Source organism: Methanobrevibacter sp., assembly GCF_017447225.1.
In the GTDB taxonomy this organism is placed as follows: domain Archaea; phylum Methanobacteriota; class Methanobacteria; order Methanobacteriales; family Methanobacteriaceae; genus Methanocatella.
In genome coordinates this window covers 1-22,733 of record NZ_JAFSNZ010000030.1, presented here as the reverse complement: position 1 = coordinate 22,733, position 22,733 = coordinate 1, and the positions used below count along the sequence as shown (strand labels likewise).

Annotated in this window: 21 protein-coding genes; 13 read left to right on the top strand and 8 right to left on the bottom strand. The window is 34.9% G+C overall.

Going from position 1 to position 22,733, the window contains the following annotated elements; genetic code table 11:
- Positions 1-166 precede the first annotated feature (166 nt).
- The 5 genes from IJQ68_RS02665 to IJQ68_RS02645 all read left to right on the top strand — a co-directional run bounded on the left by IJQ68_RS02665 (position 167) and on the right by IJQ68_RS02645 (position 3,330).
- On the top strand, positions 167-646 hold the full coding sequence (locus IJQ68_RS02665) for a bacterioferritin (RefSeq protein WP_292796598.1): 480 nt from the start codon (positions 167-169) through the stop codon (positions 644-646).
- A gap of 22 nt (positions 647-668) precedes the next feature.
- Entirely contained in the window at positions 669-1,445 is a 777-nt protein-coding gene (locus tag IJQ68_RS02660) for an MBL fold metallo-hydrolase (protein ID WP_292796596.1), read from the top strand.
- Positions 1,446-1,476: 31 nt separating this feature from the next.
- Positions 1,477-2,238, top strand: a complete 762-nt coding sequence (locus IJQ68_RS02655; RefSeq protein WP_292796594.1) for an EFR1 family ferrodoxin — start codon at positions 1,477-1,479, stop codon at positions 2,236-2,238.
- Positions 2,239-2,660: 422 nt separating this feature from the next.
- Entirely contained in the window at positions 2,661-2,966 is a 306-nt protein-coding gene (locus IJQ68_RS02650) for a nucleotidyltransferase domain-containing protein (RefSeq protein ID WP_292796592.1), read from the top strand.
- Complete coding sequence (locus tag IJQ68_RS02645) at positions 2,959-3,330, top strand: HEPN domain-containing protein (RefSeq protein WP_292796590.1); 372 nt, start codon at positions 2,959-2,961, stop codon at positions 3,328-3,330. The genes IJQ68_RS02650 and IJQ68_RS02645 overlap by 8 nt, the downstream gene beginning before the upstream one ends.
- A 318-nt stretch (positions 3,331-3,648) precedes the next feature.
- Here IJQ68_RS02645 and IJQ68_RS02640 read toward each other — a convergent pair whose 3' ends face one another.
- The 3 genes from IJQ68_RS02640 to IJQ68_RS02630 form a co-directional block, all read right to left on the bottom strand.
- Positions 3,649-4,881, bottom strand: coding sequence for an ATP-binding protein (locus IJQ68_RS02640; RefSeq protein ID WP_292796588.1), 1,233 nt, complete (start codon positions 4,879-4,881; stop codon positions 3,649-3,651).
- 622 nt (positions 4,882-5,503) lie between these two features.
- On the bottom strand, positions 5,504-6,061 hold the full coding sequence (locus tag IJQ68_RS02635; RefSeq protein WP_292796586.1) for a TIGR00296 family protein: 558 nt from the start codon (positions 6,059-6,061) through the stop codon (positions 5,504-5,506).
- Between the two features lie 8 nt (positions 6,062-6,069).
- Positions 6,070-7,440, bottom strand: coding sequence for a TldD/PmbA family protein (locus IJQ68_RS02630; protein WP_292796584.1), 1,371 nt, complete (start codon positions 7,438-7,440; stop codon positions 6,070-6,072).
- 107 nt (positions 7,441-7,547) lie between these two features.
- On the opposite strand from IJQ68_RS02630, the gene IJQ68_RS02625 reads away from it, so the two are divergent.
- Positions 7,548-8,753, top strand: a complete 1,206-nt coding sequence (locus IJQ68_RS02625) for a GMC family oxidoreductase N-terminal domain-containing protein (protein ID WP_292796582.1) — start codon at positions 7,548-7,550, stop codon at positions 8,751-8,753.
- 5 nt (positions 8,754-8,758) lie between these two features.
- Here IJQ68_RS02625 and pyrI read toward each other — a convergent pair whose 3' ends face one another.
- Genes pyrI through hisA form a run of 5 tightly spaced genes read right to left on the bottom strand, consistent with a single transcriptional unit; the run spans position 8,759 to position 11,969 of the window.
- On the bottom strand, positions 8,759-9,226 hold the full coding sequence (pyrI, locus tag IJQ68_RS02620) for an aspartate carbamoyltransferase regulatory subunit (protein ID WP_292796580.1): 468 nt from the start codon (positions 9,224-9,226) through the stop codon (positions 8,759-8,761).
- A gap of 2 nt (positions 9,227-9,228) precedes the next feature.
- Positions 9,229-9,723 carry a flavodoxin gene (locus IJQ68_RS02615; RefSeq protein WP_292796578.1) on the bottom strand — a complete coding sequence of 165 codons (495 nt, stop codon included), beginning with the start codon at positions 9,721-9,723 and terminating at the stop codon, positions 9,229-9,231.
- Positions 9,724-9,739: 16 nt separating this feature from the next.
- On the bottom strand, positions 9,740-10,753 hold the full coding sequence (argC, locus tag IJQ68_RS02610) for an N-acetyl-gamma-glutamyl-phosphate reductase (RefSeq protein WP_292796576.1): 1,014 nt from the start codon (positions 10,751-10,753) through the stop codon (positions 9,740-9,742).
- Between the two features lie 10 nt (positions 10,754-10,763).
- A complete protein-coding gene (locus tag IJQ68_RS02605) occupies positions 10,764-11,225 on the bottom strand; it encodes an FAD synthase (RefSeq protein WP_292796574.1) in 462 nt (153 codons plus the stop codon).
- A 6-nt stretch (positions 11,226-11,231) separates the two neighbouring features.
- On the bottom strand, positions 11,232-11,969 hold the full coding sequence (gene hisA / locus IJQ68_RS02600) for a 1-(5-phosphoribosyl)-5-[(5-phosphoribosylamino)methylideneamino]imidazole-4-carboxamide isomerase (protein ID WP_292796572.1): 738 nt from the start codon (positions 11,967-11,969) through the stop codon (positions 11,232-11,234).
- A gap of 82 nt (positions 11,970-12,051) precedes the next feature.
- Between hisA and IJQ68_RS02595 the strand changes: the two genes are divergently transcribed.
- The 7 genes from IJQ68_RS02595 to IJQ68_RS02565 form a co-directional block, all read left to right on the top strand.
- Positions 12,052-12,993 (top strand): AraC family transcriptional regulator, encoded by a 942-nt coding sequence (locus IJQ68_RS02595; protein WP_292796570.1) that lies wholly within the window; start codon positions 12,052-12,054, stop codon positions 12,991-12,993.
- A gap of 221 nt (positions 12,994-13,214) precedes the next feature.
- Positions 13,215-15,005 carry an ABC transporter ATP-binding protein gene (locus tag IJQ68_RS02590; RefSeq protein ID WP_292796568.1) on the top strand — a complete coding sequence of 597 codons (1,791 nt, stop codon included), beginning with the start codon at positions 13,215-13,217 and terminating at the stop codon, positions 15,003-15,005.
- On the top strand, positions 15,005-16,750 hold the full coding sequence (locus IJQ68_RS02585; RefSeq protein ID WP_292796566.1) for an ABC transporter ATP-binding protein: 1,746 nt from the start codon (positions 15,005-15,007) through the stop codon (positions 16,748-16,750). Before IJQ68_RS02590 ends, IJQ68_RS02585 begins: the two co-directional genes overlap by 1 nt.
- Positions 16,751-16,878: 128 nt before the next feature.
- Positions 16,879-17,583, top strand: coding sequence for an ABC transporter ATP-binding protein (locus IJQ68_RS02580; protein WP_292796564.1), 705 nt, complete (start codon positions 16,879-16,881; stop codon positions 17,581-17,583).
- A gap of 4 nt (positions 17,584-17,587) precedes the next feature.
- A complete protein-coding gene (locus tag IJQ68_RS02575) occupies positions 17,588-19,858 on the top strand; it encodes an ABC transporter permease (protein ID WP_292796561.1) in 2,271 nt (756 codons plus the stop codon).
- A 1-nt stretch (position 19,859) separates the two neighbouring features.
- Entirely contained in the window at positions 19,860-22,130 is a 2,271-nt protein-coding gene (locus IJQ68_RS02570; protein ID WP_292796559.1) for an ABC transporter permease, read from the top strand.
- 154 nt (positions 22,131-22,284) lie between these two features.
- Positions 22,285-22,733: hypothetical protein (locus IJQ68_RS02565; RefSeq protein WP_292796557.1), on the top strand; the 449-nt coding region annotated here is incomplete at its 3' end.

Sequence of the window (22,733 nt, the reverse complement as noted above, 5' to 3'; positions counted from 1 at the left end):
TATTTATTTTTTAAAATTTAAGTGGCGAAAAAGTCGTAATTTCCACTATGGGAGCGGGAAATCAAGTAAAATTAGAAAAATAAGAAAATTAATGATTTATGGAGTAATGAGTATTCCTCTTATACTTAAGATACTTAAGTAGATTATTACTTAAAAGGTGAAAATCATGGCTGACAAAGAAAAAACTATTGAAGTATTGCAAGCTATTGTAACTGGATTGTCTGCAAATTCATTTGGACACAGAATTCAAGCTAAAATATTTGCAGGATTAGGATTTCCGTCCCTAGGAGACAAATATATTGCACATGCAACCGAAGAAATGGATTTCGTAGAACAGTTCATGGACAGAATCCTCGATTTGGGTGGAGAAATCAAACAGGAAGCACAGGAAGCAAAACCTATATACAAAGACATTGTTGAGTTCATAGAATATGACTATAACGTATCAGTTGAGGGAATTGCATTTTTAAACGAAGTAATGGATTCCGGAATCTTTGATGCAACCACTTATGATTTGATGAAAGTATATCTCAAGGATGAAGAGGAAGACATGTACTGGAGCGAACAGCAATTAGACCTATGCAAAATGATTGGAAAACAAAACTATCTGACACAATTGTTAATCAACGGTCCAGCTGCTGAATAAACTTATTTATTAGGTGGGGAAAATGGAGATTAAAGCTGTTAAAACATTTAAAAATGGATTCATGAATCAGGCCTTTGCTTTTGGCGGTGAAGAGGGAATGGAAAATTTCGATGCATCCATTAAATATCGGGCAAGCATTCAAAATTATCTGATTGATACAGGAGATGAAATAATTCTTGTAGATACTGGAATTCCTGAAGGATTGGCTATTCCCGAACCTGATGATTCAACTCCAATCTACAATGGGGAGCTAATAAGCAGTTATGTGGAAGCATTGGAAAAATTAGGTTACAAAGTGGAAGATGTATCAAGAATTCTTTTAACACACAAACATCCGGACCATTCCGGTGAATTGTCAAAATTTCCGAATGCTAAAATATACCTGTCAAAAACAGAAGCAGAAGAGTTAAAACTTGATGGCGACAACATCATAACAGTTAATTATGAAACCATTTATAAGAATTTCCCAAAAGCCGAAAAAATTGTTGACGGAGTATATCTTATTCAGGCAATAGGCCACACTACCGGAAACAGCATAGTTATTGTGGAAGATGATGATTTATTCTACATGATTCATGGAGATATAACATATACTGATGAAGCACTCTATGCAAACAAGCTGTCCATAGTTTTTGAAGACATCGAAAAGGCAAGGGAAACATTAGACAATGTACGTGAATTCATCAAAAACAATCCTACAGTGTATCTGTCAACACACACTCCATTAGGTCCTGAAAACCTTGAAAACAAATATATTATAGATTTAGATAACCAACCGGAAAGTATTTATCCCGAATAAATGCTTTCTTTAAATTCTTTTTTGATTAAAAATGAAAATATTGTATTATACCTCAACCGGAAATAATCTATTCATTGCAAAACACTTTGGAGGGGATTTAATCAGCATTCCTCAACTTGTGAAAGCCAATGAATTTAACATTGAAGATGATGCTGTAGGAATCATCTTTCCAGTTTTTTTTGCAACTTCCCCGAAACTGATTAGGGAATTTGTTGAAAAGGTCAACATCAAAACTGACTATTTGTTTTTGATAACATCCTATGGAAGAGACGGCGATCAGAATGCTCTTCGAATAATGAAGGAAACATTCAACAAAAGGGGCATTAATGTTAACTACACAAATTCAGTGTTAATGGTTGATAATTTCCTTCCTGTGTTTGACATGGCTGATGAAATCGAATTGAAAAAAGATTTAAACATCATTGATGAGATTGAAAAAATCAAGGATGACATTCTTACCAAAAAGGAATATATTTTGGATAAGGAACTTTTTACGGATGTTGAGAATATTGAAGTTGTATTGGAAACTACAATGACTGAAAAATATCACATCCAAGTTGGAGAAGACTGCAGTGGGTGTGAAGTATGCACTAAAGTATGTCCAAGAGGAAATATTGAACTTATTGATGAAAAGCCTTATTTTGGAGATACATGTGATTTCTGTTTAGGCTGCATCCACCATTGCAAAACACATACACTAACAATAAATGATGAAGCCAATCCAAATGAGAGATACAGAAATCCAAACATTAAACTTTCCGAGATAATTAAAAGCAACTGGCAAAGAGTATAAATTACCTTCATGATAAAAGTAGAATTCTAGTTTTTAATATCTACACATTAATGACAATATTGTTAATATATATTTCACCATTATCTATTAATTCCTATTTTTTGTAGCTTCCAAAATAGCTAATTATTTATAATTTTAAAAAGTAAAATAGTATTAATTAAAATAATTGAGGTAGTTTATATGAAAACTTATGTGATAGTTGTAGTACTCGCCTATCTTTATACTACTTTTTTTTTGAAATTTAACATTTAAATATTTCTGTTATCTATTTCTAGTTGGCAGAATTAAAAATGATATATGTCTATAAAAATATTCTAACTTTCAAACATATTTGTGTATTTTCATAAAGTCGCACTTCAAAAATATTTATTATTAATGAAATTGAAATAAGTTATTATATGCATAATCGTTGGTGATTGTTTATGAACAATAGGTATGAAATTGCTCAGGAGTTTGCAAAGACAATAAATTCAAGATATATACTTAAAATAATTTTATTTGGATCTGTTGCCCGATGTGAAGATACTCATGAATCTGATATAGATATTTTGATTGTATCTAATTTTCCTGAAAAAATTGAAGACCAAATTGATGATGAAGTGGCTTGGATTATGCATGATAAAAACGAATTGATTTCAGCCCACATCATGTCTGAAGAAAGATTCAATAGTACTCAGCATTTTTCTTTTTTAAGTAATGTTCTTTCAGAAGGTGTTGAAATTGGATGAAACTCAAGCATTCTTTGATAAATCTAACAAAAAACTAATTCTTGCAAAAACAGCATATTCTATGGATGATTATTCGGATGCTGTTAGTTTATCTTATTATGCAATGTTTTTAGTAGCCAAAGCATTAATTCTTAAAAAAGGAATTAAAGCTCCTAAAACTCATGCAGGTTTAATTCATTTATTTAATTTGCATTATGTTAAAGAAGATGAATTTTCATATGAAAAATATAAGTATCTAGCATCTACACAAGCGCAACGTGAAAATGCAGATTATGATGCAATCGATGAAATTGATGAAAGAATTGCCAGAAAAAGAATTAAACAAGCCGAAGAATTCATAGCAGAAGCTAAAAAATTTTTATAATTTATTTATGATGTTTTCATTAACATTGCAGTGATAATTCAAATAATATTTTTTTCAGATTTGATTTGGTGAATCATCATTAAAAATAATGATTCTATTAATGGTAGGATTATAAATTTTTGTTTATTTTTGATTTAATAAACTGTTAAGCGAGAACAAATAATAAGTAACTGATATTTTCTATGGTGCCATCATTGTAATCACATTAAATATTAATTAATTATTTTTTCTCTCTCAACCTTTCTATACTATAGTTTAGATTTGGCAGGTTAATTAAATTTGCGGATAATGTTGAGTATTTAGTAGGTATTATTTGTTTTATAAATCTCCAAGTAAAAAATCGATAATGTTTAAATGTTTAACACCATCTTTAGAAAAGTTATGGTCCTCAGTTGTTATTAATATTGATTCATATTTATCCGGAATTCTTAATAATGGAGTGATTTCACGATTTAGTGTTTTTTCATTTGTTAACCTGTAGGAAACTTGAACATATTTGTATTTGCCTGATTTTTCACAAACAAAATCGACTTCAGTATTGTCGGGGTTTCTACCGACATTTACTTTATATCCTCTTCGAAGCAGTTCAACATAAACAATGTTTTCTAATATTTTAGTTACTTTTAAGATGTTGTCTTCGATTAATGCATGGTGGAATCCATGATCAGTCAGATAATATTTTCCAAGTATTTTCATTTCTTTTTTTCCTTTAAGTTCAAAACATTTGCATTTTGAAATGAAAAAGGATTGTTTTAAATATTCATTATATTTAAGTAAGGTATCTTGAGATGTATAGATGTTATTGCTTTTTAAATAGTTCTTTATGCTTTTGGATGAAAATATTTCTCCTGTGCTACTAATCATATATCGACTGAATCGCTGCAACAAATCAATGTTATTTATTTTAAATCGAGATACTACATCTTCAAACAATATTGAGTTGAAAATATCTTTCAGAGCTAAATTTCTAAATTCATCACTGCCCAATGATAGAATACCTGGCATACCTCCAAAGTTAAAGTAATCATCATAAAGTTCATTAATTGTATCTTTTGTTAGTTCTATTCCTTCTATTTCATTTTTATATTGTAAAAACTCTTTAAATGAGAATGGATAAACGTTGATTGTGAGATATCTTCCGGTCAGCAGTGTTGCCAGTTCGCCTGATAACAATTTTGAATTTGAACCTGTAATGTATATGTCACAGTCAATAGAAACCCTGTATGTGTTGATGGATTTTTCCCATCCTTTTACCTGTTGGATTTCATCAAAAAAGAGATATGCTTTCCCTTCAATGTTTTCTGTTTTATTAAAAATGATTTCATCCAATTGTTGTGTATTGTCGATATATGAATATTCTCGTGATTCAAAGGAAATGAAAATTATATTTTCATCCTTTACGCCCATTAATTTAAGTTCATCTATAATATTGTGCATTAAGCTGGTCTTACCTGATCTTCTAATTCCAATATAAACCTTAACAAAATCAGTATTGACATAATCTTTTAATTTGTTAACATATTCATCACGTTTGATTAATTTATCCACCATTCAAATCAACTCAACAAATTCATCTTATAAAAGAAAAATTTATATAAATTATAAAAAATTCCATTTGCAAAAGAAAAATTTATATAAATTATAAAAAATTCCATTTGCAAAAGAAAAATTTCTTAATTATTATTATCAAATAAATAATATATAATATTTTCTACACTTCAGCCAACGTGATAAATGTATTACTTTAATTTTTTTTGATTTAATAAACTGTTAAGCGAGAACAAATTATAAGTAATTGATATTTCCGATGGTGCCATCATTTATATCACATTAAATCTTAATTAATTATTTTTCTCTTAAACCTTTCTATACTATAGTTTAGATTTGGCAGGTTAATTAAATTTGTGGATAAGGTTGTATATTTAAGTAAGTATATTTTATTTTTAGTTTTTAAAAAAGTTTTCATTTAATTGGAGGTATTCTTAAAATATTATTCAGAAAAATAGTCTGTAAAGTATGCCATTTCTGCAGCAGATTTTGGTGTGTGTTGTGGTTAATAAAAAAAGAAAAGGATTAAATTAATTAATCCTTAATAGTTATTGTGTTTACAATTCTCGTTTCATCATACTTGGATGTGATGATGTATTTTCCGGCCATTAAATTATTGTTTTAATTATTTAAAAATCTGTCCTTGGAATTTATAGACGTCACAGCTTTCATCCATCCAACTGTCGGCACTGATTCCTGCTTTCATGCATGTGTGGTCTAAAAATTCTTCTTTTGTAAATCCGTTTTCCGGAGCCACCTGCGGTAACAAAAGACCTCTTGCATATCCTTTTTGGATAATCAATCCGTCTCTTCCTATTTCTATTTCGTCAAAGTATTGATTAGGATGTGCAACTTCAATCAGTTCCGGCTGGGTGAGCACGGTCACTTCAAATTCGATATCACCAAACTCTTCTTCTTTCAGTTCAGGAAATCTCGGATCTTCGAATGCTGCTGCTATTGCCACATCGATTGTTGATTCGATTAGGCTTTTGACAGGTTCCGGATATCCTATGCATCCTCTTAGTCTTTTTTTCTTGTTGATTGTTACAAATACTCCCAGTTCCTGTTTCAGTTCTTCAGGACAATCTTGGGGAATTAATGGTCTTCTGTTTGTTTCCAGATATGTTGCAACTGTTTGCTTTGCAATTTCCAGTAAATATTGTCCGTTTTCTTCGCTTATCATGTTATCACCTAGTTGCTTCCTCCAACCATTGCGCCTATAATTCTTGTGTGCGGTCCGCCGTCTCCGACTGGTGCGGTCTGTCCGTCTTTTCCGCAGAAACCGACACTCAATTTGAAATCATTTCCCAATGCATCAACATTGTTTAATGTCTCCAGGATGTTTCCGGATAGGGATACGTCACGCAGTGGGGTTGTAAGTTCTCCGTTTTCAATTTTAAATCCTTCGGCTGCATTGAACTGGAATATTCCTTTACCGGTATCTACCTGTCCGCCTCTTGAGCCTTTCAGGTAAATTCCGTCAGGAATGTCTTCTATCAGTTCTTCAAATGTCATGTCTCCCGGCTGCAGGTAAGTATTACTCATTCTTACAATCGGTGCATCGGCAATTATTGATCTTGCATTTCCTGAGGATTTCATGTTCAGTTTTGATGCTGTTTCTCTTGAGGAAAGTAGGGAAACTAATTCACCGTCTTTTACTAATTGATTTGGTTTTGTTTTAACTCCTTCCACATCATACGGGTAATATCCGAATCCGTCTTTTATTGTTGCGTCATCGAAGATATTGACTATGTCTGAAGCTATTTTTGTGTTTAATCTGTTTTTGAGAATGGAATCGTTTTGTAATATTAAATCTGCTTCAGTCGCATGGCCTAGTGCTTCATGTATCATCACTCCCGTGAGTTCCGGATCAGCTATTATTTTGAATTTGCCTGATGGTGCAGGTTCGGCTTTAAGCAGTCTGTTTGCTTTGTCCCCTATAGTTCTTCCGAACTCTTCAATATCCTTATCTGAAATCACTTCGAATCCTTTGACTCCTCCGATGCTTCCGTGTCCGAATTGGATTATCTGTCCGTCTGTTGCGGTTGCATTCAGTGCCATTCGCACACGGCTTGTTTTTACCTGAACTTCGCTGCCTTCGCTGTTCATGAACAGTTCATTGCTTTCTATGTCTCCATATCCGACAGTTGTACTGTTCACTCCGTCGAATGTGGCGCTGTCGCTGGCAGTTTTCATGATTTCCTGTTTTTCTTCAATTGAAATATCTTCAAATGGTATTTTAACGTCAGTTGCTATTTTGTCTTTTATAATGTCACTTTCAGCTAATTCAACATCTCCTTTTAGGGAGTTTGAAAGCTTTAATGCGGTTTCGGTGATTTCATCAAACTTTGAGATGTCTGTTGTGTATGCAAATCCCCAAGCTCCGTTTTTTAGTACTCTTATTCTTGCGGATATGCTCATTCCTGTGTTTATTTCATCGATTTCTCCATCTTTCATTAATATTGATGTACTGTTACCTTTTCCTGCTCTTATATCAATATAGTCAACTTTAGGAATTGTTTTTTCTATAACTTTTTCAAATAAGTTAATGTATTCTTCCATTCTATCGCTCCAAAAGTTCAATCATTAAATATTTTGAATTTCATAATATTTATAGTAGAAACTACAAAATATAACAATTGATATAAATTTAATGTTGGTGATTTTTTATGGTTATTATTGTTGGTACTGGTGCTGGAGGAGCAATCATTGCATATGAATTGGCTAAGGAAAACATTCCGGTTACCATTGTTGAAAAAGGTCCGTACATTCATTCAAAGGACGCCTTCAACTATTATGACAAATACAGTGAGGATGTTGACCTGCTGACAACCACATGTATCGGCGGAGCCACTATCGTTTCAATGTCAAATATGGTTCATGCTTTGGATGAGGAGTTGCACGACTATGATATAGATATAACTGAAGAATATGAATATGTTGAAGAGCTTATTGGCGTACATCAGCTTGATGACTCACATATCGGCAGAGGAACGCAACTATTTTTGGATGCCGGTCGTGAACTCGGATTGAATACCCTTAAAATGCCTAAAGCAATTAGGGAAAAGGACTGTATTCAATGCGGAAAATGTGCATTCGGATGTCCTGCCGATGCAAAATGGTCCGGAAAGTACTTTGTTGATATGGCAGTTGAAAACGGTGCCGAACTGATAACGGAAGCTGAAGTATATGAATTGATTGTTGAAGATTCCAAAATCAAAGGCGTTAAATATATAAAAGATGGTTCTGAAGAGTCTCTTTTATCAGATACTGTTGTTCTCTCAGCCGGTGCAATAGGCTCCGCACTGATTTTGAGAACTGCAGGAATTGATGCCGGACGTGAACTCTTCTTTGATCCCTTCGTATCTGTTGGCGGATATCTAAAAGACATTAACTTCAATACTGAAGTTCAAATGGCAGGTCTTGTCATTGGCAAAAACTTCGTCCTGTCTCCTCACTTTTCATCATTCATAAAAGGAAACATTGATGATGTGAAAGTTGACGACAAAGATATCTTAAGTATCATGGTAAAGACTGCAGATGACGGCAAAGGTTATGTTGACGACGACGGTGATGTTGTTAAAATCAATACAATCAATGACATAAGATATCTGGCTGAAGGGGTTGCAACTGCAGGATTCATCCTTGAAAAGGCAGGAGTTGATCCAAACACCATAGGTTCTACAGTTTACAGGGGAGCACACCCTGGAGGAACAGCACCTATCGGAAAAATAGTCGATTCCAATCAGGAAACTGAAATCGAAGGGCTTTTTGTAAGTGATGCAAGTGTATTGCCTGTATCTCCGGGAAAACCTCCGATACTGACGATACTTGCCCTGTCCAAACGTTTGGCAGATTATCTAAAAAATAAGTAAGAAGATTATTCGAATTGTTTTTCGATATCTTCATTTTTTATTAATTTTTCACAGTAATGGCATCTTAAAACCGGCGGTTGGGATTCAATAACATTAAACCTTGAAGTAATCGGTTCATTCTCATAATTTGTAATGCATTTTTCATTGGTACATTTGATGAGGGATGTGATTACTTCCGGAAGTATAATCTGGTCTTTTTTTACAACTTTATAATCCTTGATGATGTTGATTGTAGCTTTCGGAGCGATTAATGCAATCTGGTTCAGTTCCTGATGGTCAATTTCTCTGTTTTCAATTTTTACAATATCTTTTCTGCCGGTTTCTTTTGAGGAAACGTTCATCGCTACAGTAACGTTGATAATGTCATCATCCGGAAGGCCCAATATCTTAAGGATATGCAGGGACTTGTTTGCTGTAATATGGTCAATCACAGTTCCGTTCTCAATAGCTTTAATTTTCAACTCGGATTTCATTTTTATACACCGTACATCTTTAAATCTGAAGCATTAATTGCTGCTTCAGTATCATTAATTAAATCTTCAGGAGTTTTGTCCTTTGTAATTATTGAAAAGCTTTTAATCACTCTTCCACCGCGCAGGGATACTTTTTCTTCCAATCTTTCAAGGGCAGAATCTCCGCCGCTGTTGGTCAATGTTGTAAATATTATGACATCTTTTCCTTTCCAGTCGCAATTGTCAACAAGGGTTATTATTGCCGGAGCAGGGTTGTTTGCCCAGGTAGGAGTGCCAAGATAAATCAAATCATAATCTGTGAAATCAATCTTTTCGGGAGAAATTTTAGTTTTTGATTCCCTGAACGCTTCAATTGATGACAATAATCTTTTTCCAAATCCTTTTCTGTCTTTCAAATCTTTAATTTCAATAATGTCTGCTTTCAAGTTCATTGAAAGGGTTCTTGAAACAATTTTTGTACTCCCTCCGCTTGAAAAATATACTATCAAAGTTTTCATATTATCCCTCTTTTTTTTAAGGATGAAGTCCGAAGTGTGTAAGGCCTGTGCTTTCATCAAGTCCAAGCAATATGTTCATATTCTGAATGGCCTGTCCTGATGCACCTTTTACGAGGTTATCTATTACAGATAACATCACTACTCTTCCGGTTTCATCTATTTCAAATCCTCCGATATGTACGAAGTTTGATCCTCTGACTGAACTTAAATGAGGAATTTCTCCTTCGTCCATTAATTTGATGAAATATTCATCACCATATTCTTTTTCATAGAATTTTCTTAACTCTTCAGGTGTTATGTCTTCAATAAGGAAGCTGTGGCTTGTTGTTTGGATTCCTCTGTTTACAGGAACCAGATGTGGTGTGAATGATACTTTCACATCATCAAATCCATGCAATTCCTGCTGTATTTCTGACATGTGTCTGTGTGATGAAATCTTATATGGATTAACGTTATCAGCAATATTCGGGTAATGTGTGGTGGAACTAGGATTTACTCCAGCTCCGCTGACCCCTGTTTTTGAATCAATTACTATTCTGTCAACAAGATTGTTTTTTACTAACGGGTATGATGATAGGATTGCGCCTGTCGGGAAGCATCCTGGATTTGCAACAAGTTTTGCCTTTTTGATTTCATCCCTGTATAATTCAGGAAGCCCGAATGCACCTTTGTTTTCCTTGTCTGTGTGTTCCATTCCATACCATTTTTCATAGACTTCAGTATCGCGGTATCTGTAGTCTCCACTTAAATCAACCACTTTCATGCCCGCATCCAACAGTTCAGGCACGATTTTCATTGATGCTCCGTGAGGTGTTGCAGTAAACACGACATCAGCATCCAAATCAGACGGACTTTTGTTTTTGAATTCAAGTCCTGAATCTCTTATGTGCGGATGAATCTTATGTGCCGGAGTACCGTCGTATTGTCTTGAAGTAATGTCTGTAACCTCCACTTCAGGATGGTTCAACAGCATTCTTAAAAGTTCTCCGCCAGTATATCCGCTTGCTCCAATTATTGCTACTTTAAACATTATTATCCCTCTATTCACAGTTATCTAAAATTTTTCCCTCAAAATCGGTATTCTTAATCTTTTTAATAATCTTACAGCTGCTGTCAAGTTCATCCTTATGATAAACCTTGACTCTTTGAACACGGGCCTTAAGACCTCTCTCATCAATCGCTTTCTGGAGTTTTTCCACATTGTGTGTCTGGTCTGGTCCGATAGCTATAATGTCAGGATCAATCTCTTTTACAATTTTAAAGATATCTCCTTCTTCGTTACCTAAATAAGCTTCATCAACAGGTTTTAGCATTTTAATCAATTCCAAGCGTTGATTTTCACCAACAATAGGGACTCTTTTTCTTTTCTCTACTGTGGAGTCTCTTGCAACTACAACATAAAGCTTGGAATTGTATCCTCCAAGGTTTTTGGCTTCCTGGAGGTAAACGCCATGTCCCGGGTGCAATAAATCAAATGTTCCGCTTGCCATTACTTTTTTCATTATATTCTACCTCTTCTGGTATTTCAATGCTTCTTTTAAGTCAATCTTATTTTTATAAAGTGCAGAACCGATTACAACTCCTTCCACACCACTTTCATTTAGCTTTTTAATGTCATTTATTGTTGTAATTCCGCCTGAATAGACTATAGGTAAATCCACAGAATTTTTAAGCTCAATTACAGGATCTGTATAAAATCCGCCCAAAAGGCCTTCCACATCAACATTGGTAAATAAAATGCTTCCTGCGCCATGCTCCTTAAACTCATTTGAAATCTCAGCAGGGCTTTTGTCGATTTTTTCCTGCCATCCTTTGATGACAACCTTATTGTCTTTGCTGTCAAGGGAAATCATGATTCTCTCAGATCCGTATTCATCAGATAATGTGGTTATCGTTTCCGGGTTTTGAATCCCCATGGTTCCGATTATTAGCCTTTCAATATCCAAATCAAGGAGCTCTTTTGCATATTCGACATCCCGGATTCCTCCGCCTAACTGTATCGGTACTGAAACTTCCTTTAGAATCTTTTTAATCACAGGCAAACTGGTTTTTCCGTCAATCGTGCCGTCCAAGTCAATGACATGGATGTTTTTGGCTCCTTCATTTTCCCAATGAAGCGCCACCTTTTCCGGATTTTCTATTTCAACCATTTCACTACCGGGTTGGCCCTGAACCAGCTGCACACATTTTCCGTTCTTGATGTCTACTGCAGGCATTACTAACATTTCATCTTTTCTAAATGACATTTTGGATTTTTCCTAAACTTTTATTATAATATAATTATATGTTTTGAAATGTTTTATATGTATTGTTAATAAAACTATTCATATGAATGAAAATCTTTATGGATTATTTGAGAATGTCTTTGTGACTGATTATGCTTTAATTGGTGGTGATGATAATAAAACTATTGATTTAGGCCAATACGGAAAACTTGAAACATATTCCCTGTTCCCTGGCATCGTTATTGCATTCATTGACATTAATCTGGAGCATTATGATGACATTTACGTTGAAGAGAAGCTTCCTTCCCGTTTGCTTGAAATCAATCATTGCTTAAGCGGCAGATATTCCTATAGTGTGGATGACGATAAAATAATCTATTTTGGGAAAGGGGATTTGTGCATCAGCATTTACGAGTTAACAAAGACGGTATCGGATTTTCCTTTGGGTTTCTATAAGGGTCTGGAGATTTTCATTGACATCGATGTGGCTAACGATCATATAAAGAATTATATTCCTGATTTTGATTTGATTGAATTTTATGAAAGCCTGGAAAAATCAAACGGATACGTCCTGATTCGCTCCAATGAGAAAATCGACCATGTTATCGGCGAACTCTATAATGTGGAAAATAGGATTAAATTACCTTATTATAAGCTTAAGTGTCTTGAATTATTATTGTTTTTCTCAATTACTAATTTCACTACTTCAGATAATATTTCACTTTCAAAAAAGCAGGTTAAGATAGTTGAAATGGTTAAAAATGATTTAATGCTTAATTTGGAAAGCAAAATTACTATTGATGAGCTTTCAGATAAGTATAACATCAGCAAAACCACTCTTAAAAATTGCTTTAAGGAGGTTTACGGCAAGCCTATCTATAAATGGAGAAAGGAGTACAGGCTGGATTATGCATGCAAACTGATTGATGAGGGGTCTCATTCCATTTCAGATATATCAAGGATGGTGGGATATTCTTCACCTTCAAAATTCAGCCAGGCATTTAAGGATTATGTCGGCTGCACACCTTCAGATTACAGAAAATAATTTTTGTCTTTTTGGTATATTTATTGACTTTTCAGTTCAAAAATATTTATATATTAATTTAAATTATAGTTTATATTAAATATAGGTTTATTTAATCATTTTTTGCAAAAATAATATAAGTTTGTTCTTTATTGGTTTTTTAGAATATGTTTATTGTTTTGCCTTTTCAGGTTAATTTTAAATTTTTAGGTAAGCCTAAATAATATTTTAAGGCGATATTAATGTCAGAAAGTAAAAATAAAAATAAATTTTTCAGATTACTCAGTTATTCAGGTAACTATAAATATTTATCCTTTTTAGGCATGTTTCTATCTGCTTTAAGTGCAATTTGCTTACTGGTTCCATTTATCTATATTTGGGATGTTGTAAATGCTCTTTTGATGGTTGCACCGGACTTTACACAGGCGCAAAACCTGGATGTCTATGCAATCAGAGCATTTACTTTCGCGGTATTGGGAATTGTCCTGAACTTTTTCGGTTTGATGGGCACCCACTTATCTGCATTTAAAAATGAGAAAAACATGAAAGATGCAGCCATGAAGCATCTGCTCAAGCTGCCGTTAGGATACTTTTCAAACCATACAAGCGGTGGTTTGAGAAAAGTAATTGATTACAGTACAACAAAAACCGAAACATTTTTGGCTCATCAGCTGTTTGACTTGACAGGAGCAATTGTAACTCCGATAGCATTTCTAATATTATTGTTCAGTTTTGACTGGCTTTTAGGATTGATATGTCTGATTCCAATAATATTATGTTTCGTATTCATGTATCCGATGTTTTCAAAGGAATCTCAAAACATTATGGAAGAATATCAGAAGTATCTCGAAGAGATGAATGCCGAAGCGGTAGAATATGTCAGGGGAATTCCGGTCACCAAGGCCTTCCAGCAAAGTGTATATTCATTCAAGAATTTCATAAATGCAATCAGAAACTATGGGAAGTTCTCAGCTGAGTACTCACTGTCAACTCAGCTTCCGATGACCGCATTTACCGTGTCAATCAACGGATTTTTTGCATTGCTGATTCCTGCAGGTATTCTGCTTGCGGGATCTCTTGTGGATGTGAAGTTTTTCGCCAATTTCATGTTCTACATAATATTCACACCAATATGTGCCGTTATGATGAACAAAATCATGACAGTTTCACAGGATTGGATGCTTGCAAGTTATGCATTGGACGGAATTGAAGCCATACTGAATGAAGAGCCTTTAGTGGAAGCGGCAAATCCTCAAAAGCCTAAAAACCATTCAATTGAATTTGAAGGCGTTTATTTTGACTATGGGCAAAATGATGGTGATGAACACATCTTAAATGACATAAGCTTAAAGATAAATGAAAATGAGTCCGTTGCATTGGTCGGACCGTCCGGAGGAGGTAAAACCACCATAGCCTCATTAATTCCAAGATTTTGGGACGTAAATCATGGTTCAATTAAAGTGGGGGACGTTGATGTAAGAGACATATCAACCAAAGAGCTGATGGAAAACATATCCTTCGTATTCCAGAATACCACATTATTCAAGGATTCCATTTACAACAATGTTGCAATCGGCCGCAAAGGCGCTTCAAGGGAAGATGTTAAAAAGGCCCTCAGCCTGGCACAATGCGATGATATCATCGATGAGCTTCCGGACGGAATCGATACAGTCATCGGAAGCGAGGGAACCTATCTTTCAGGAGGTCAGCAGCAAAGAATAGCTCTTGCAAGAGCAATACTTAAGGATGCACCAATCATTATTTTGGATGAAGCCACAGCACTGGCCGACCCGGAAAATGAGTACATGATTCAAAAGGCAATATCAGAAATTACAAAAGATAAAACTGTTATCATGATTGCCCATAGGTTGTCCACAGTCAAAAATGTTGACAGAATCTATGTGGTGGATAATGGAAGAATTGTTGAGAAAGGAAACCATGAGTTCCTGGTTGAAAATAAAGGAATCTATGCTAGAATGTGGGATGAATTCAACCAGTCCATAAAATGGAAAGTAAAAAGCGAGGTGATATAATGATTTCAGAATTTTTCACTAAACGTTTCGGACTTACAAAAGAAGGTTCCGACAATCTGATCAAAGGAATCATTTACACAGCGTTGATGAACATTTCATTAATGTTTCCAGTAGGATTGTATGCCCTGCTGATTTACATGTGGCTGGAGCCGTTAACAGGCGGTGAGATTATAGATCCAAATCTTGGAATGTTTATAGTTTTGATTCTAATTGTTCTTGGAATTATCTTTGCCTTTGCATGGAAACAGTATCATTTTGTATTCAACACAACATATGTCGAAAGTGAAAACAGAAGAATCAATCTCGGTGAAAACTTAAGAAAGCTCCCATTGTCCTTTTTTGAAAACAGGGACTTGGCTGACTTAACTGCAACAATCATGAATGACTGCACTGACCTGGAGCATGTATTCTCCCATGCAGTGCCTCAACTTTTAGGATCAATCTGTTCATTATGTATTGTTTCAATCGGATTGTTGATATTTGATTGGAGATTGGCTATTGCACTTTTATGGGTCGTTCCTGTGGCATTCATAATATTATTCATTTCAAAAAAACTCATCTACAAAGGCGGAAATCTTGTCATGGGAGATTTGCTTAATTGCGGAGATGCAATGCAGGAATGCATAGAATCAATAAGGGATTTGAAATCATACAATTATGAAGGAGAATACTATGCTAAAATTAGTAATTTAACTTCCAATGTGGAAAAATCAAGACTCAAATCAGAACTGATGTCTGCAGCAGGTGTAATCATAGGTAAGGTTGTATTGAACCTTGGAATTGTGTCTGTAATTCTTTTGGGTTCATATCTGATTATGAATTCACAGATATCCATTTTCACACTTTTAATATTTTTAATAGCTTCCGCAACAGTTTATAATCCATTAGAAAACGGACTGATGTTTTTAGCAGAAATTTTCATGATGGACAATAAGATTGACAGAACCACTGAAATTGAAAGTCTCGTTGTGGAAAGCGGAATGACAGACTATTCCTTGGATGGATATGATGTTGAATTTAAAAATGTCAATTTCAATTATGATGATTTAAAAGATGTTTTATCAGATATCACATTCACTGCAAAGCAGGGTGAGGTCACAGCTCTTGTAGGTTCGTCAGGAGGAGGTAAATCCACCGTATCAAAACTTGCCGCAAGATTCTGGGATCCGGTTTCAGGTGAGGTTTCACTTGGAGGCCAGAACCTATCAAAATTGGATTCAGAAAAGCTTTTGGAGAACTTCTCAATTGTTTTCCAGGATGTAATATTATTCAACAATTCAATTCTTGAAAATATTCGAGTTGGCCGAAAAGATGCAACAGATGAGGAAGTTATTGAAGCGGCCAGACTTGCAGAATGTGAAGAGTTCGTATCCAAGCTTCCTGAAGGATATGATACAGTAATCGGTGAAAACGGTGAACTTCTCTCAGGCGGTCAAAGACAGAGAATTTCCATTGCAAGGGCTCTTTTAAAGGATGCCAATGTGATTCTATTGGATGAGGCCACATCATTTTTGGATGTTGAAAATGAATCCAAAATCCAAAAGGCATTATCTGAGCTAATCAAAAACAAGACAGTTATTATCATCGCACATAGGATGCGTACAATAGCAAATGCCGATAAGATTGTTGTTCTTGATGATGGAAAAATTGCAGAACAGGGTTCACCTGAAGAATTATTATCAAATGATGGTCTGTTTAAAAAGATGGTTGATTTACAAAATTTAAGTGGTGAATGGCAAATTTAACTTTGGATAATTAATGTTTTTTCCCATTTTTTATCCAATTTTCATATTTATTTAGGTTTACCTAAATATTATATATTACTTTTTATATATTATAAATTAATAAATAAATTAATACGGGAGAAAATTTAATGAGCACATTAATAGAATTTAAAGATGTGGTTAAGGAATATAAATCCGGAGACCATGTCTTGCGAGCAATGGATAATGTTAACTTTACAATAGATGAAGGAGAATTTGTTGTAATTCTCGGACCGTCCGGTGCGGGAAAATCAACCCTTTTAAATCTTTTAGGAGGACTTGATTCAACAACAAGCGGTCAGATTATTGTAAACGGTGAACATGTAGAAAACTTCAATGACAATGAATTAACCAAATACCGTGCTAAAAATGTTGGTTTTATTTTTCAATTTTACAATCTTATTCCTAACCTGACAGCTATCGAAAATGTCGAGCTGATGAAGGATATCGTTGACGTCAATATCGACGGAAATGCGGTGCTTGATTCCGTTGGATTGACAGGTCATGCCAATCAGTTCCCTGCACAACTGTCCGGAGGTGAACAGCAAAGGGTATCAATTGCAAGAGCTGTTGCAAAGCAACCTGCAATGCTTTTATGTGACGAGCCGACAGGTGCACTTGATTCAAAAACAGGGGTTCTGATTTTAAACCTGCTTCAGGAAATGAGTAACAATAAAAACACTACAGTCATCATAGTTACCCACAATGCGATTCTGGCTGAAGCTGCCGATAAGGTAATCAGAATCAAAAACGGCCAAATTGAAGATATCACAATAAATGAACATCCTAAAAAAGTAGACGAACTTGAATGGTGAGCGTATGCTTTTTAAAAAGATGTTGAGAGACATCGCGAAGCATAAAACACAATTCCTATCTATTTTTCTAATGGCTTTTTTAGGTGTTTTTGTATTCGCAGGTGTTGGAGGAGAATCCGTTGGTTTAGAGGTTAGCGTCAATGACTATTATGATGCAACAAACCTGGCAGACGGTTGGATTTATTCAGCAAACTTGGATGATGACTTTGTTGATGATGTAAATAATCTGTCACCCACAAAAGATAGTGAAAGACAGCTTGTGATAGATTCGGTAGCGGATTTTTCAAATGATCCCGAAATAACGCTGCATTTTATAGAAAACAACACAATTTCCAAATTCTACCTGCTTGAAGGTGAAGATGTAAATGTAAGTGATGAGGATGGTGTCTGGCTTGATAAGGAATTTGCAGATGCCAAGCATTTAAAAGTAGGAGACAATATTTCATTCACTTTCAATGGCGTAACGATTGAAAAGGAAATTAAGGGTTTAGGCTATTCTCCGGAATATGTATATCACGCATCCGACTCATCAATCATTCCGGATTTCAATAAAATAGGTTTCGCATACCTTTCATATAAGGCATTTCCGTTAAGCGATGTACCATATAATGTTTTACTGGTTGACTTTGATGGAAGTCCAACTGAATACAATGATTTGCTCTCAGATAAATTGGACGGTGATTACAATTCATTCGTTGAGCAGTCCGAACATCCAAGCGTTTCACAGTTTTCAGAAGAAATGGACCAGCACAAAATGATGGGCGACATTTTCCCCGTAGTATTTATTCTAATTGCTCTTTTGATTTTACTGACAACAATGACCCGTATAATTGCTCATCAAAGAACACAAATAGGAATTTTAAAATCAGTCGGTTACACTAACAGAGGCATAATATTCCATTACGTTTCATACGGTTTCTGGCTGGTTCTGGCAGGAGCCATTTTGGGACTGATTATAGGGCCTTTGACATTGCCTAATCTCTTCTATCCGTCCATGAGTGCCACATACATTCTGCCTGAATGGAAACCTGCATGGAGCATGAACTTTGTTTATGTTGCTGTATTGATGGTATTGTCATCTTTAGCGGTTTCATTCTTGGCTGTAAGAAGCATTTCCAAGGAAAATCCTGCAGATACAATAAGACCAAAGGCTCCTAAGATTTCATCATCAGGATTTGTGGAAAAACTGGGCTTCTGGAATAAACTTGGTTTCAATATTCGCTGGAATTACCGTGATGCCAAAAGAAACAAGTTCAGAGCATTAATGACAATAATTGGTGTAATAGGATGTACTGCACTTTTAGTTTCCGCATTCGGAATGTATGACGGAATGCATGATTTGAAGGAATGGGAATACTCACAAATAAACCATTACGACTCCAAGTTAATCATTGATGATGAAGCAAGCATATCAAGTGTCGATGATATTGCAGATGAGGTAAATGGTGACAAGCTGATGGAAGGCGCAATAGAAATCGAATCGGACACGGCCAAAAAGTCCGGATCGCTACTTGTATTGAATGACACGAGCCTGGTAACTCCGACAGACTATGACTGGAATGAAATAGAAATTGGCGATGATGAAGTATCCATTTCACAAAAGATGGCCGACTTACTGGATGTTGGTGTCGGTGATACAGTCAAATGGCATATTATGGGTTCAGATAAATGGGTATCCACAAAAATAGATAAGATTCATGCAGATCCGATTTCACAGGGATTCGTAATGTCTGCAGACAAGCTGGAGGATTTGGACTTGAACTACACTCCAACAAGCATAGTCACATCCGAACATGTTGATAAGAACTATTCAGACATCAAAGCTGTCAATTCAATGGATGACATGACTTCAAGCTGGGATGAAATGACAGAATCAATGATGCTTCTGGTTTATATTTTGATATTCTTTGCATGTCTTTTGGCAATTGTAGTGCTTTATAACTTGGGACTGCTGTCATTTACAGAAATCGAGCGTGAAATTGCAACATTGAAAGTATTGGGCTTTAAGACAAGCGCTCTTAGAAGATTGCTGTTAACACAAAACCTATGGTTTACAGCTATCGGCTTTATCTTAGGCCTTCCTGTAGGTTATTATATTTTGGATATAATGTGGCAGTCTTCAGGAGATTCATTCTACATATTGCCTTCAATATCCATTTCAAACTTCATACTGACTGCAGTGATAACCTTTGCACTGTCAATACTTGTTAACCTGATGTTTTCAAGAAAAATCAAGAAGTTGGACATGGTGGAATCACTCAAAGGTGTTGAATAAAATGCTGTTCAAGAAAATGCTTAGAGATATCCGCAATCACAAGATTCAGTTTATCTCTATTTTTCTAATGGCCTTTTTGGGTGTTTATGTATTCGTAGGTTTTGGAGCCGAATCATTCGGTTTTGAAGAAACTGCAAACCAGTATTACGGCGAAACAAATCTCGCTGACGGCTGGATTTACACATCAAACCTTGATGATGATTTCGTGGATAAGGTAAATAATCTCTCACTTACAAAGGACAGTGAACGTCAGCTGGCTGTAAATTCGATAGCAGATTTTGACAATGATCCTGACATAACGCTGCATTTTTTGGAGGATGATGACATATCCCAGTTTTATCTGGTTAAAGGTGAAGAGTTTAATCTTTCTGACGGTGATGGAGTATGGCTTGACACCCGTTTCGCTGAAGCAAAAAATTTAAGCGTTGGCGATAATATTTCTTTTACATTTGAAGGGATAACAATAGAAAAGGAAATCAAAGGATTGGGTTATTCTCCCGAACACTTGTATCAGACATCCGATTCGTCAATGATACCTGATTATACTAAAATGGGATTTGCTTACCTGTCATATAAGGCATTTCCATTAAGTGATGTTCCATACAATGTATTGCTTGTTAAGTATGACGGAAACTCATCAGCTTATGAAAAGCAGCTGGATGATGACCTCACAAGGGATTACTCCACATTCATGCCGAGAGCCCAGCATCCTAGTTACGCAGAGTTCCAGGATGAAACGGAACAGCACCAGATGATGACTGATGTCATTCCGGTAATATTCATAGTCATAGCTATGCTGACATTACTGACAACAATGACAAGGATAATCAACAATCAGAGAACTCAAATAGGTATTCTAAAGGCTTTAGGTTTTAAAAATCGCACAATAATGTTTCATTATATTTCCTATGGATTCTGGATGGTATTGGCTGGAAGCATTTTAGGGCTGATTTTAGGGCCTTTAACATTGCCTCCGATAATGTTTGATGAAATGGCTGATTTGTATTCAATTCCATATTGGCTTACGGGATTCAATATCAGTTTTATTATTGTAACTGTCCTGATGGTTGTCCTGGCTGCATTGATTTCATACTTCGCATGCAGAAACATTGTAAACGAATCTCCATCAAGTGCAATAAGGCCAAAAGTTCCAAAAGTATCCACTTCAGGATTTCTGGAAAAACTGGGATTGTGGAAGAAATTTTCATTCAATGTGCGCTGGAATTATCGTGATGCAAAAAGAAATAAATTCCGGGCACTGATGAGTATTTTCGGCGTATTGGCATGTACATTAATCATTGTAGCGTCATTTGGATGTATGGATGGCTTTGATGAGATGAAGGAATGGTCATATGAAGATATAAATCACTATTCCTCAAAACTGGTTCTGGAAGATAATGTTACATCATCACAGATTGACTACATTGTCGATGATGTTGATGGCGAAAAGCTGATGGAAAGTGCAATAGAAATCAAATCGGATGACGTTAAAAAATCGGGTGTTGTCACAGTACTTGACGATAACGATTTATACACTCCAACAGATGATGAAAAAAATCCTTTAGAAATTTCAGAAAGTGAAGTGTCACTCTCTAAAAAGATGGCTCAGCTATTGGATGTCAAAGAGGGAGATACCGTTAAATGGCATATAATGGGCTCAGATAAATGGGTTAACACTACCGTTGATAAGATTCATTCAGATCCGACTTCGCAGGGAATCATCATATCAAAAGAGAAACTGGATGATTTGGGATTAAATTACACTACAACAAGCGTAATCTCTTCAAATGATGTCTATGAAAACTACACTGGAGTAAAAACAGTATTTTCAATGGATTCTCTAACTGACAGTTGGGATGATATGATGGAATCATCAATGACAGTCATATATCTGCTTGCAGGTTTTGCATCATTACTGTCCGTTATTGTATTGTACAACCTTGGATTGCTCTCATTTACTGAAATTAAACGGGAATTTGCGACACTGAAGGTTTTAGGTTTCAAATCTTCTCAATTGAGAAAGCTGTTGCTGACTCAGAACCTGTGGTTTACGACAATCGGATTTGTAATCGGTGTTCCGTTGGGCCGTGAAGTCCTGCAGTACCTCTGGGGAACAATGGGGGATTCATTCTATCTGAATGCCCACATTTCACTTAAAACATTGATAATAACATTCTTGATTACCTATGTAATTTCAATTCTTGTTAATTTGATGTTTTCAGGTAAAATTAAAAAATTAAACATGGTTGAATCTCTAAAGGATAATGAATAATTATCTTTTAACTTTAATTTTACTAAAATAAGATTTTTATTTAATATAATTATATATTTATAAATTTAAATTTTAGTTAGTTGGAAGATTTTAAATATTACTTTATTTAAAATCAATAAATGTTAATAAATTGAATAAAATTGGAGAAAATAATATGAATAAAAAGGTATTAATTTCATGTTTGTTAATGGTTTTTATTTTTATTTCAAGTGTTTCTGCTACCGAGTACAATGGTACTACTCAGGATACTTTGGATGAAAATAATATTACTTTTATTTCATCTGTTTCAGATACGGGGGATACGGATAATAATTCAGATGATTTAATTGAAGAAAATATTTATTTAAATGAAAGTAACATTGGTGATAGTCAAAATAATTTTCAGCTAATCACAAATAATAATAATTTAATTTTAAAAGATATTTCAAATCAAAAAGATTTTTTTAATAATGACGATTCTTTTAATATAATTTTCCCTGATAACATCAGAGCTAATGCAAATTATGCTTTATTTTGGGGTTGGGATAATTTAACCAACAAATCTTATTTTTATGTTAATGAAATTCAAACTAGATCCAATCAAATGAACAGTGTTTTAATTGC

Excerpts from the sequence above, each read along its gene's own strand:
- IJQ68_RS02630 (WP_292796584.1), bottom strand. The coding sequence starts at position 7,440 with ATGGAAGAATACATTAACTTATTTGAAAAAGTTATAGAAAAAACAATT.
- IJQ68_RS02635 (WP_292796586.1), bottom strand. The coding sequence starts at position 6,061 with ATGATAAGCGAAGAAAACGGACAATATTTACTGGAAATTGCAAAGCAA.
- IJQ68_RS02655 (WP_292796594.1), top strand. The coding sequence starts at position 1,477 with ATGAAAATATTGTATTATACCTCAACCGGAAATAATCTATTCATTGCA.
- argC (WP_292796576.1), bottom strand. The coding sequence starts at position 10,753 with ATGTTTAAAGTAGCAATAATTGGAGCAAGCGGATATACTGGCGGAGAA.
- IJQ68_RS02625 (WP_292796582.1), top strand. The coding sequence starts at position 7,548 with ATGGTTATTATTGTTGGTACTGGTGCTGGAGGAGCAATCATTGCATAT.
- pyrI (WP_292796580.1), bottom strand. The coding sequence starts at position 9,226 with ATGAAATCCGAGTTGAAAATTAAAGCTATTGAGAACGGAACTGTGATT.
- IJQ68_RS02665 (WP_292796598.1), top strand. The coding sequence starts at position 167 with ATGGCTGACAAAGAAAAAACTATTGAAGTATTGCAAGCTATTGTAACT.
- IJQ68_RS02595 (WP_292796570.1), top strand. The coding sequence starts at position 12,052 with ATGAATGAAAATCTTTATGGATTATTTGAGAATGTCTTTGTGACTGAT.
- IJQ68_RS02660 (WP_292796596.1), top strand. The coding sequence starts at position 669 with ATGGAGATTAAAGCTGTTAAAACATTTAAAAATGGATTCATGAATCAG.
- IJQ68_RS02615 (WP_292796578.1), bottom strand. The coding sequence starts at position 9,723 with ATGAAAACTTTGATAGTATATTTTTCAAGCGGAGGGAGTACAAAAATT.
- IJQ68_RS02640 (WP_292796588.1), bottom strand. The coding sequence starts at position 4,881 with ATGGTGGATAAATTAATCAAACGTGATGAATATGTTAACAAATTAAAA.
- IJQ68_RS02650 (WP_292796592.1), top strand. The coding sequence starts at position 2,661 with ATGAACAATAGGTATGAAATTGCTCAGGAGTTTGCAAAGACAATAAAT.
- IJQ68_RS02590 (WP_292796568.1), top strand. The coding sequence starts at position 13,215 with ATGTCAGAAAGTAAAAATAAAAATAAATTTTTCAGATTACTCAGTTAT.
- IJQ68_RS02585 (WP_292796566.1), top strand. The coding sequence starts at position 15,005 with ATGATTTCAGAATTTTTCACTAAACGTTTCGGACTTACAAAAGAAGGT.
- IJQ68_RS02570 (WP_292796559.1), top strand. The coding sequence starts at position 19,860 with ATGCTGTTCAAGAAAATGCTTAGAGATATCCGCAATCACAAGATTCAG.
- IJQ68_RS02605 (WP_292796574.1), bottom strand. The coding sequence starts at position 11,225 with ATGAAAAAAGTAATGGCAAGCGGAACATTTGATTTATTGCACCCGGGA.
- hisA (WP_292796572.1), bottom strand. The coding sequence starts at position 11,969 with ATGTCATTTAGAAAAGATGAAATGTTAGTAATGCCTGCAGTAGACATC.
- IJQ68_RS02580 (WP_292796564.1), top strand. The coding sequence starts at position 16,879 with ATGAGCACATTAATAGAATTTAAAGATGTGGTTAAGGAATATAAATCC.
- IJQ68_RS02575 (WP_292796561.1), top strand. The coding sequence starts at position 17,588 with ATGCTTTTTAAAAAGATGTTGAGAGACATCGCGAAGCATAAAACACAA.